Genomic DNA, 8254 nt, shown 5'->3' with positions numbered 1-8254 from the left:
AGTCCAGTGGACTGTCGAACTCCCGAGCACGCGAAGCGAGCGCAGGGAGGCGTCGCGAAGCGATGACGCGCAGCGCGCAGTCGAAAAACGAAAGGTACGGACATGGACGAAGGCAAGGTGCAGGTGTACACGGGCAACGGCAAGGGCAAGACGACGGCCGCCGTCGGGCTGGCCGTGCGGGCGGCGGGCGCGGGGCTGCGCGTGTACTTCGGCCAATTCATGAAGAACAACGAGACGGGCGAGCTTGACGCGTTTCGCGCGCTCGGCGACCGGGTGGTCGTCGAGCAGTACGGCACGGGCGGCGAGATCGCTGCTCCCGACCCGCAGGCCGATGCGCGCGCCGCGCAGGCGGGCTTCGAGCGGGCCCGCGAGGCGCTGCTCGGCGGGCGCTACGACGTCGTGGTGCTGGACGAGGCGAACGTGGCCGACGCCCTCGGATACCTAGACGCGGGCGCGCTGCTGGAGCTGGTCCGCGAGCGCCCGAGGGACGTGGAGCTGGTGCTCACCGGACGCGGCGCCGGCGGCGACATCAGGGCAGCGGCCGACCTCGTGACCGAGATGCGCGAGGTGAAGCACTACTTCCGCGACGGCGTGCGCGCCCGCCGCGGCATCGAGTTCTAGCGGGCGAACGCCTCCGCCACCGCCTGGGCCACGCGCAGGCCGTCGCAGGCAGCGCTCATGATGCCGCCGGCGTAGCCGGCGCCCTCGCCGCAGGGGTAGAGGCCGCTGCCCGTCGCAGTTGGGCGCTCCAGTACCGCTTGCAGGGCATCGTCGCGCACGATGCGCACGGGGCTGGAGCTGCGCGTTTCCACGCCGGTCATGACGGCGTCGGCGTCGGCGAAGCCGTGCAGCTTGCGATCGAGCAGCGGCAGCGCCTCGGCCAGCGCGTCGGCCGCGAACGGCGGCAGGCAGTCCCGCAGGTCGCACCAGGCCACACCGCGCGCGTAGGTGGGGCGCACCGTCGCGCTCGGGGTTCCCGAGCGCCCTGCGAGGAAGTCGCCCACCGTCTGGGCCGGGGCCTGGTACGGAGAGCCGCCCGCGGCCAAAGCCGCCTCGTAGGCCGCCCGCTCCATGCGCCGCTGCAGCTCCACACCCGCGAGCGGGTGGTCGCTCCCGAAGTCTTCCGGGCCCACGCCCACCAGCAGCGCGCTGTTCGCGTTCTCACCGTCGCGCGCGAAGCGGCTCATGCCGTTCACCGTCACGCCGCCGGGCTCGCTGGCCGCGCACACCACCTGGCCGCCCGGACACATGCAGAACGTGTACACGCCGCGCCCCTCGCCTTCGCCGTCGCGCGCCGGCAGGTGCACGGCCAGCTTGTAGTCGGCCGCGCCGAGCGCGGAATGCGACGCCGCCGGGCCGTACTGGGCGCGATCGATCGCGCTCTGAAGGTGCTCGATGCGCACGCCCACGGAGAACGGCTTCTGCTCCATGCGCACGCCGGCCGCCAGCACGGCCTCGAACGTGTCGCGTGCGGAATGCCCGCACGCCAGCACCACACGGCGCGCGGGCACGCGCTCGCTGCACCCCGTGCGCACGTCGGTCGCCTCGATCTCGGCGAGAGCGCCGCCCTCGAAGCGCAGATCCGTGAGCTGGACGCCGAAGCGCACTTCGCCGCCCGCTTCGACGATCTGCTCGCGCAGCGCGCGCACCACGCCCACCAGCACGTCCGTGCCGATGTGGGGCTTCGCCTGCCAAAGGATCTCCCGCGGCGCGCCGGCTTCCACGAACCATCGCAGCACATGCCTGGCGAGCGGGTTCTTGATGTTCGTGGTGAGCTTGCCGTCCGAGAACGTGCCCGCCCCGCCCTCGCCGAACTGGATGTTCGTGCGCGGATCCAAATCGCCGCCGCCGTCGAAGGCGGCCACGGCACGCAGGCGCTCGTCCACGTCGCCGCCGCGTTCCAGCACGAGGGGCCGCAGCCCCGCGCGCGCCAGGTACAGCGCGCAGAACAGCCCCGCGGGGCCGGCGCCCACCACCACCGGGCGCGGCTGCGCGCCGGCCGCCACGCGCAGGTCGGGCACGGGAAGCGGCTCGTACGGCTCGCCGCGCTTAACGTGCGTGCCCGCCACGACCCCCGCACCGCCGCGTTCCTGCGCCGCCGCGAGCACCCGGTCTTCGGCGGCGGCGTCGGCCAACTCCGCGCCGAGGGTGGCCACGAAATGCACGTCGCGCTTCTTGCGCGCGTCCACGCTGCGCTTGATCAGGCGAACCTCGCGCACGTCGCCCGCCGCCACGCCCAGCGCCCGCGCCGCCGCCGCGCGCACAAGCCCCTCGCCCGCCGCGCCCGGCAACCCCGCATCAAGCGGCAACTTCACGTTCGACACCTCAAGCATGGTGGGCACTACCTTCCTTCCGGGGCACGATCGTCACACTGTGAGCGACGTGATCGGAACAACGTACACGCCCGCCGGCGTTCTCCGACAAAACGTCGCTTTTCCCACCAACACGGCCATAAACGACGGTTCCTTGTTTTGGGCGGCGGGATTCGCCGCCACTTTGTCGCGAAGTCGCAGGAGGCTCTTCTCCGCTTCCGGCACCTTCTCCTCGCTCAGCTTCACCTCGATGGCCCCCCAACGGCCGTCGGCGAGTTCTATCACCATATCCACCTCCAAGCCATCGGCGTCGGCGTAATAGTACACCGACGGCTCGGGCACTTGGCACATAGCCGAAGCGTACACGCGCACGTCGCGCAGGCACAGCTCCTCGAACAGATTTCCGAACAGCTGCATTTCGTACAACAGGCGCTCGGGCGACATCCCCAAAAGAGAGGCGGGAAGGGAGGGATCGGCAAACGTCCGTTTAGGCTTGGAGCGCACGCGCGAGCGGGATTTGATGGGAGCGTCCCACCCCCTCTGCTCCTCGATGAAATACTGGTTGTTGAAGAAGCTCACGTAGGGCTCGAGCCTCTGGTAAAGAACGCTGTCGTTCGCGCGCTCGGGAGATTCGTCTTCGAACACATCGGCATACAGGGTTTTATAGGTCAGCGTTTTGCCGACGTTTCGGGCAAGAGACATCGCCACCCTTCTGGCCGTATGCCCGTCAAGCCCGCATCGAGGCGCGCTTGCGCCGAACAGAGCGTCAAGGTATTGGGCGGGCAGATCGCCCACCAACTCCGCATCCCCGTCAAGCGCCGCCGGCCAACCGCCCCGGCAAATGACATACGCGAGCATTCGAACGTCGGTCTCCACCTGCTGCGCTTCAAACTCGCCGTCGAACAGGGCTTGAAGGGATATAGTACCGCTCGAATCGCCGCTTTCGAACAGGCTCATGGGACGCATGCGCATGCTTACTATCCTGCCGGCACCGCTATGCGACACGCTTGATTTATCCACCGTCGACGACCCGGTGAGTATGAACTGACCGCGCCGATTGCCGGTTTCGTCCACTTTTCTTCTGACCGCGTCCCAAATCTTCGGCACGTCTTGCCATTCGTCGACGATGTGAGGGCGAGCGCCCTCCAAAGCCAAGGCCGCGTCGAGCGTCACCATCTGCTTGACGGCGTCGTCGTCAACATGAACGATGCTGTTTCCGTGAGCCATGCTGGTCCACGTCTTCCCACAGAACTTCGTGCCAGCCACCTCGACGGCACCGAAGCCGTTCAAGCGACGATCCAACAACTCATCGAGGAGACGAGGCCTGTATCCGTCTGGCTTGAGGCTCATAAAGGCGCCTTTCATTGAAAGGAATAATGAATCGAGTAGATTTTACTAAAAAATCGAGCGTAGATCGACTAAAGAATCGAGCCTTCTAGAAACCTCCCAGAAACGCTCTTACCGCTAGACGAGCCTGCTGCGGACGCGAGGATCGCCTATCCGACCTAGTCCGCCAGTCGTCGCGCCGCGCTCCGACCCGCCAAGATGCCGCTCGCCCAGGCCCAGTGCAGGTTGTAGCCGCCGCAGGGAGCGTCCACGTCTAGGGCCTCGCCCACCACGTACAGGCCGGGCACCGCGCAGGCTTCGAGCGTGCGGGGGTCGAACGCGGCGACGTCCGCGCCGCCGCGGCGCACTTGGCATTGCCGCTCGTCGCCGATGCCGCGCACCTCGAGCGGAAACGCCTTGAGCGCTGCTGCCAGCGGCGCTACGTCGCGCTTGGCGAGCGGCGCCTCGGGCGCCAAACCGGCCTCGCGCAGCACGGCGCGCGCCACCGCCGGTAGCAGCATGCCGCGCAGGAACGCCTCGCGCGAGAGCGGGCGGCCGTCGGCCGTGGACCGCTTGCGGCGTGCGTGCAGGAACCCCGCGCAACCGTCCTCGGGCACCTGCGGCAGCAGGTCGATGAGCAGGCGGTCGCCCGCTTCGGCGAAACGCGACAGGTTGAACACCGCGATGCCCGACACGCCGTAATCGCGGAACAGGATCTCGCCCGCCTCGCACGCTTTGACCCGGCCGTCGGGTCCGGCGAGCGACACGGCGCCGCGCACGCGTATGTTGTTCAGATGTTTCACCACGTCGGTTGCGGTGCGCAGCGGCCCGAGCACCGGACGCGTGCCGGACACGGGGATGCCCGCCGGCAACAGCTCGCGCGCCGTGCGGCCGCCGGTGGCCAGCACCACGGCGTCGGCGTGCTCCACCGCGCCGTCGGCGAAACGGATATGGAAGCGCCCGCCCGGGCGCTCGGGCACATCGAGGCGCACCGCCCGGCGCTCGCACGCCTCGACCGCGCCGAAGTCGGCCATAGCCGAACGCAGCACGTCGAGCACGCTCGAAGCCTTGTTGGCAAGCGGGTACAGGCGCCCCTCGCCCTCCTCGCGCCACACAAGGCCGAGATCGGCGAAGAACGCGTGCACGGGATCGACGGACGGGTCGGCGTCGGCGAGCACGCGATGACCGACCGTTCCGGTAGACGAGGCGCCACCAGCCGTATCCGCAGGCGATGCATCGTCTGCGGTTTCGGGAAAGCCCTCCACGCCCGACTCCACCATATCCTCGGCGAGCGCGCCGAGCGCCTCCGCGACGAACGTCGCGTTGCGATACACCCCCGCGTCGACGCGCGCGTTCGAGAAATTGCACCGCCCGTTGCCCGTAGCCAGAATGGAGCGCCCCACGCGCTCGTCGGCTTCGTACACCACGACGTCCATGTCGCCCGCCGCGTCGCGCGCAGCGGCGACGGCTGCCGCCAATCCGGCGGCCCCGCCGCCTATGATAGCCAGTTTCTTCATGCCATCATTATAAGGTAAGCGAGCCAGCGCGCCCATGCGGAAGAAGCTTCGAGCGCGCGTCGCGCATACCCATCGCCCCACGATGGACGCGCGAGTCATCGGCGTGCTACCCACTGTCGGCCCAAAAACGCGTTTTGGGGCCGAATTCCGCGTTTTTGGGCCGACAGTGTAGCCGAGGCGCGACCTTGCGGCACCTGCATGTTGTTCTGCGCAAAAATCACCGACGTCCCCCACCTGGGACCGCTCCGTAACATCCAGCAAGCAGTTTCAAAATCGCATGAACTGGGCAAACGCCAGCAGAACGCGCAAGGCCGAAAACGCGACACCCCTGCAGCTCCAAACCCATGGGGAGATCGGTGATTTTTGTTCAAAAACATCCCCGCCGAGTCACGCTGCGACCACGATCAAACACGCCCCCGTCTATTGCAGAAGCTATCGACCAGGAGCGCATCCGCCAGACGCCGGAGCCCTAAGACCCTCCCGCCACCACCCCGACCGTCGATGCTCCGCGTCGAATAGAAATGGGGAGTCACCGCCCGCCCTCGTCCTTACCGTCGGGAACGTATTCCAGCAAATCGCCTGGCTGACATCCCAGCACCTCGCATAGCCCGCTCAGCGTCGAGAAGCGTATGGCGCGGATCCCGCCCGTTTCGATGCGAGAGAGGCTGGCAGGAGCGATCCCCACTCTTTCCGAAAGCTCGCGCAAGCCAACCTCGCGCTCGTCCGTCACGCAATCGAAGCGCAGCCTTATGGACATGCTTCGTCCTCTCTTTACCAAACGTCCGCCATCCCATGCAGCACAAAACGTCAACGCGCGTTAAATGAATACTCACCAGTATTCATCAAGATAATTCTAGCGCATACCCTCTTGTCATGGCCGAGAATATGGACAAAAGATACGCGTGCTTGGGAGAGGCGATTCGTAGCGCCAGAATGGATCGCGAGTTGTCTCAAAGGGATCTTGCAGGCATGATCGGTCATTCAACCTCGAATTCTTACATTGTGCGCGTCGAGAAAGGCCAAATCAAAATCGGCCTCGAGCAGCTGATGAAGATCGCCGACGCCCTTGGCGTGCGCGTGGACGACCTGATCGATTTCTAGGAACGCGCGAACATCGCACTATTTAGGGGTTGTTTCTAATGCCACGGTAACGCGGCGGTCATTCCGTAGTGTTGGGGCTTTCCACGCCCCATACGACCTACGGAAACGCGTCTTGCCGCGCGGAAGTATGCCAAAACCCGCCGAAGCGCACCGTTTCCACGGTCTTCTCGCAGAGTAAGGTTCTGCGCTACAAAAAAGACGCGAAGACGCTTTGTCGGCCTCGTGTGGGAATGCTGAGAGGCGACTTCAGGAACAACCCCTCTTCAGACAAGCGTCGATCACCTGAACCTGCATGCCAGCAGCGAGACGGTGCCGACGAGCCCGAGCCCGCACAGCACGGCGGCGCACAGCGTCCATTGGGACAGGTCGGGGCCGAGCAGGCTGGCGGGCACGAGCGACCCGAGGAACTGGCCCATGCTCTGCACCAGCATGAGCACGCCCATGCCCACGGTCATCAGCTTCGGATCGCCCAGAATCGAAGGATAGGCGGAAATGGCGACAGTGGGCACGCCCATGGCGAACAGGCCCATCGCCACGACGGCGATCCACAAGGGCACCCCGGAAAGCGTCAAGAGCACCGGCGTGCAAAGGGCCATCGCCAGCATCCCCACGACGAACAGCGGCTTGCAGCGATGCAGCGCGTCCGACAGCGCGCCGAACGCGACGGACGACACGATGGCGATGAGCATGGGAAGCGTGCTCACGAATCCCGACAAGGACGCGTCCATGCCCTGCTGCTGCAAAGAAGTGGGAGCGTACGAGAGCACCGACAGCAGCAGTATCTGGAATATGCCGAAAGGAAGGTAGAAGGCCCACGTGTTCGGCTTGGCGAACACCCCGTATTCCGCTTTGAGCCTTTCCCGGAAGGGTCGCGCATCGCGCACGGCACGCGATTCGTTCCCGTTTGCCGCAGGGGCCTTTGCCGCCGGGGCCTTCACCACCACGGCAAGGATGGCGCCCGAGACGGCGGCAAAAGCGGCATAGGCAAGCCACAGCCCGGAAAACCCGACCAGATCGTAAAGCAGAGGCGTCGTCACGCCCGCCAGCGTGGCGCCGATCATGCCGCCCAGCATCCAGATGCCCGAAGCGGTTCCCCTTCTGGCAGGATCGACGCACTGCTGGATCACGATGGGCCCGCACGCGATAACGCACACGAGCGAGACGCCCTCCAGCGCACGCGTGGCCAGAAGCAGGGCAACGTCTTGGGCGAACGCCCCGGCAAGGGAGGCGGCGCACGCCAAAACCACGGCGGCGAGGATGATCCTTTTCGGCTGGAACCTGCGCGCGAGCATCCCCACCGGCAGGGAGAACACGATGCCCACGAACGTGAAGATGGACATGAGCCACGAGGCGGCGTACGCACCCACCCCGAACTGTTGCATGACGGGAACCATGATGGTGGGTATCTTGTACTGGATCGCCGTCACCGCCGTGGCGACCAGAAAGAGCGGGACCGCCACCGCGATGCAGTTCTGGTACCGCCGCGCAGGATGATTGGGATACTCCATCGCAACCTCTCAAGGGAAAAGGTACATCGAAAGCCGGCGAAGTCGCTCGGTGGGGCCGCCAAGACGGGCGGGAGAGCCTAACGCGTGCCGGGAGCGCTCGGGGGTTTGGGCGCGCCGGGCGCGCCGGGCGCGCCGGGAGCCTTGGGCATACCGGGAGCGCCCGCCGCACCGGGGGCGCCGGGCATGGGCGGCATGGACGTCTTCGGAAGCTCGGCGCCGCACTTGGGGCACGCGTCCAGCTCCGGTTTGCACGTTTCCCCGCAGGCGGGGCATGTTTTGTCGGGAGCGACGGTTGCTGGCCTGAAGCACATACGAAGATCCTTTCGTTCGATACTGGTTTTCCAAACAAGGGGAAGGGGCCGACGGAGAGCGCCGAGCGGCACCGAATCGGCCCCTTCGGCAAGCGGCTAGATCGTCGGCACGAACATCGCGCGGCGGCCCTTCTCGGCGGCCGCCGCGGCGATCTCCTCGACGGTGCCGAACCGCATGG

General features: G+C 66.6%; 8 protein-coding genes. 2 read left to right on the top strand and 6 right to left on the bottom strand.

Going from position 1 to position 8254, the window contains the following annotated elements:
* The first annotated feature begins 102 nt into the window (after nt 1-102).
* Nucleotides 103-621, top strand: a complete 519-nt coding sequence (locus tag HCH03_RS16165) for a cob(I)yrinic acid a,c-diamide adenosyltransferase (protein WP_221690326.1) — start codon at nt 103-105, stop codon at nt 619-621.
* Here the strand turns inward: HCH03_RS16165 and HCH03_RS16160 are convergent.
* From HCH03_RS16160 to HCH03_RS16145, 4 genes are all read right to left on the bottom strand, one after another.
* Nucleotides 618-2333 (bottom strand): NAD(P)/FAD-dependent oxidoreductase, encoded by a 1716-nt coding sequence (locus HCH03_RS16160; protein ID WP_221690327.1) that lies wholly within the window; start codon nt 2331-2333, stop codon nt 618-620. The two genes, HCH03_RS16165 and HCH03_RS16160, sit on opposite strands and share 4 nt — an antisense overlap.
* Nucleotides 2334-2366: 33 nt before the next feature.
* Nucleotides 2367-3662, bottom strand: coding sequence for an ATP-binding protein (locus HCH03_RS16155; RefSeq protein ID WP_221690325.1), 1296 nt, complete (start codon nt 3660-3662; stop codon nt 2367-2369).
* 155 nt (nt 3663-3817) lie between these two features.
* Nucleotides 3818-5155 (bottom strand): NAD(P)/FAD-dependent oxidoreductase, encoded by a 1338-nt coding sequence (locus HCH03_RS16150; protein WP_221690324.1) that lies wholly within the window; start codon nt 5153-5155, stop codon nt 3818-3820.
* Between the two features lie 529 nt (nt 5156-5684).
* The gene (locus tag HCH03_RS16145; RefSeq protein ID WP_221690323.1) at nt 5685-5912 is read right to left on the bottom strand and encodes a helix-turn-helix domain-containing protein; all 228 of its coding nucleotides are present in this window, start codon (nt 5910-5912) and stop codon (nt 5685-5687) included.
* A gap of 149 nt (nt 5913-6061) precedes the next feature.
* Here HCH03_RS16145 and HCH03_RS16140 point away from each other — a divergent pair, with 149 nt between their 5' ends.
* Nucleotides 6062-6256: a helix-turn-helix domain-containing protein gene (locus HCH03_RS16140; protein WP_246600103.1), complete on the top strand. Its 195-nt coding sequence runs from the start codon at nt 6062-6064 to the stop codon at nt 6254-6256.
* Nucleotides 6257-6534: 278 nt separating this feature from the next.
* Here the strand turns inward: HCH03_RS16140 and HCH03_RS16135 are convergent, their stop codons facing one another.
* Complete coding sequence (locus HCH03_RS16135; RefSeq protein ID WP_221690321.1) at nt 6535-7764, bottom strand: MFS transporter; 1230 nt, start codon at nt 7762-7764, stop codon at nt 6535-6537.
* A 77-nt stretch (nt 7765-7841) separates the two neighbouring features.
* Complete coding sequence (locus HCH03_RS16130; protein ID WP_221690320.1) at nt 7842-8075, bottom strand: hypothetical protein; 234 nt, start codon at nt 8073-8075, stop codon at nt 7842-7844.
* Nucleotides 8076-8254: the final 179 nt, after the last annotated feature.

This window comes from Gordonibacter massiliensis (ex Traore et al. 2017), assembly GCF_019731765.1.
Taxonomy (GTDB): Bacteria; Actinomycetota; Coriobacteriia; order Coriobacteriales; family Eggerthellaceae; genus Gordonibacter; species Gordonibacter massiliensis.
The sequence above is the reverse complement of the archived record's forward strand: the minus strand, read 5'-3'. Positions and strand labels throughout refer to the sequence as shown.